The following is a 2262-nucleotide window of genomic DNA, read 5'->3' as shown; positions in this document are numbered from 1 at the left end:
GCGCCCGCCCCCGGCACGTACTCCGCCCGCATCCCGAAGGGGTCCTCGTGCGAGTTCCAGCCGGGCAGGGGGGAGTCGAACGAGGGCTGGTGGTCGCCCCGTACGTACAGATACGCCGGCGAACCCGGCCCCCCGTTCAGGTACTTGTAGGTGCAGCCGACCGCGAAGTCCACCCCGTGCGCGTCGAGGCCGACCGGCAGCGCGCCCGCGCTGTGGCACAGGTCCCACACGGTGAGCGCGCCCGCCGCGTGCGCCGCGGCGGTGATGCCGGGCAGGTCGTGCAGCCGGCCCGTGCGGTAGTCGACGTGGTTGACCAGGACCGCCGCCGTGCGCGGACCCAGCGCCGACGCCATCTCGCCGGGCGCGACCGCCCGGACGGACCGGCCGGTCATCCGCGCCGCGGACCCCGCCACGTACCCGTCCGTCGGGAACGTGGACGCGTCGACGAGGATCTCGTCCCGGTCGGAGGGTGCCAGGCGCACCGCCGCCACCAGGGCCTTGAAGATGTTCACACTCGTGGAGTCACCCACCACGACGCGCCCCGGCGCGGCGCCGACGATCGGCGCTATCCGGTCGCCTATCCGCTCCGGCGCCGTCCACCAGCCGCTCTCGTCCCAGGAGCGGATGCGCAGCTCACCCCACTCGCGGGTGATGACCTCCTGCATCCGCGCCGGGACGTGGCGGGGCAGCGCGCCCAGCGAGTTCCCGTCGAGGTAGACCGTGGTGTCGTCGAGGGCGAACAGCTCGCGGTGCTTGGCGAGTTCGTCTGCGGCGTCCAGCGCCGCGGCCTTGGCGGCCAGCGACTCAGACATGGCTGCGCGCCGTCCACAGCTCGGGGAACACGCTCTTCGTGGCACGCTTCTCCAGCCAGGCCACGCCCGCGGAGCCGCCCGTGCCGGTCTTCGCGCCCATCGCTCTCCTCGTCGCCACCAGATGGTCGTTGCGCCAGCGCCACACGAGCTCGCCCACATCGGTCAACGCCTCGCCCAGGCGTACGAGTTCCCCGTTCTGGTCCCCGGTGTAGAGCTCCGCCCAGACGGCCTCGACCTCGGGGGAGGGCTCGTACCGCTGGGACAGGTCGCGCTCCAGGACCGCGGCCGGGACGGCGTGCCCCCGGCGGGCGAGGAGGGCGAGCACCTCGTCGTACAGGCTGGGCTCCTGGAGCGCCTTCTCCAGCTCGGCGTGAACGCGCGGCGCGCCCCGGTGCGGCACCAGCATCGACGCCGACTTCTCGCCCAGCAGGAACTCCATCCGCCGGTACATCGCGGACTGGAAGCCGGAGCCCTCGCCGAGCGCCGAGCGGTAGGAGTTGAACTGCGCCGGGGTCAGCTGGGCGAGCGGCGTCCAGGACGCGTTGAGCGCCTCCAGCTCGCGTACGGACCGCTTGAGCGCGTCCACGGCCACCTGCACGCGGTCCTCGCGCAACGCGCGCGTGGCGGTCTCCCACTCGTGGACGATGACCGTGAACCACAGCTCCATGACCTGGGTGGTGACCAGGAAGACCATCTCGCCGGGGTCGTCCGAGCGCAGGTGCTGGAGGTGGGTGAGGACGTCCGCCTGGACGTAGTCCTCGTACGGAGTCGTGCCCGCGAAGTCCAGATGGGGGGCGTCGGCCGGTTCGGACATCTTTGATGACATCGCTGTCTCCTCGACGTGTCCGGGTAGCGGTCCGCCCCTTCCTTCATCGGCATCGGAGCCCCGGTCCCCACCCGCATCATAAACACGCCCCCTCCCCGGTCGTCAGGGCACGGACGGGCCTTCCACGAAGCTGCCCGCCTGGGTGTACGGCCAGGCGTTGGACTTGCAGCCGTTCAGGCCCTTGATCTGCTGCTGCATCACCGGGGCGGGCTTGCCCGGGCCCGGGCAGGCCATGTGCTGACGGAAGCCGATCAGGTGGCCGACCTCGTGGTTGATGATCAGATGCCGGTACTCGGCGGCCGGCCCGTCGTACTGCGGCGAGCCCTTGACCCACCGCTTGAGGTTGACCACCACACCGTCGGCGACCTCGCAGTTCAGCTCGCCGTGGGTGTCTCCGTTGGCCGCGCACAGCCTGTCGGTGGTGGCGGGGGTGGCGATCTTTATCGTCACGTCGGCACCGCCGTCGCCGGAGACCAGCTGGAACCGGGCGCGACCGTGCGCGGCCCAGCCGCGGGGGTGGGCGAGTATCGCCTGGATCTCGGTGGCGGCCTGAGCGGGCGAGACGTCGACGCCGTCCTCGACGAGGACCTTGTAGCGGCGCAGGGGGCCACCGGTGCCGACGGG

The 2262-nt window shown here is 71.9% G+C and carries 3 protein-coding genes; all 3 read right to left on the bottom strand.

Annotation, left to right across the window (positions count from 1 at the left end; translation table 11 throughout):
- Nucleotides 1-812 (bottom strand): aminotransferase class V-fold PLP-dependent enzyme (locus ACJA3G_RS35460; protein WP_406557141.1); only part of this gene is annotated, 812 nt, incomplete at its 3' end.
- Entirely contained in the window at nt 805-1638 is an 834-nt protein-coding gene (locus ACJA3G_RS35455) for a tryptophan 2,3-dioxygenase family protein (protein ID WP_406557140.1), read from the bottom strand. The genes ACJA3G_RS35455 and ACJA3G_RS35460, both read right to left, overlap by 8 nt.
- 102 nt (nt 1639-1740) lie before the next feature.
- Nucleotides 1741-2262 (bottom strand): DUF3152 domain-containing protein (locus ACJA3G_RS35450; protein ID WP_406557139.1); only part of this gene is annotated, 522 nt, incomplete at its 5' end.

The sequence above is a fragment of the Streptomyces sp. YS-3 genome (genome assembly GCF_045257485.1).
Taxonomy (GTDB): domain Bacteria; phylum Actinomycetota; class Actinomycetes; order Streptomycetales; family Streptomycetaceae; genus Streptomyces.
Note: the sequence above shows the minus strand (reverse complement) of the source record. Positions and strands in the feature narration are given on the sequence as shown.

Bases quoted from the DNA above. Each gene is read 5' to 3' on its own strand.
- ACJA3G_RS35455 (WP_406557140.1), bottom strand. From the start codon at position 1,638: ATGTCATCAAAGATGTCCGAACCGGCCGACGCCCCCCATCTGGACTTC.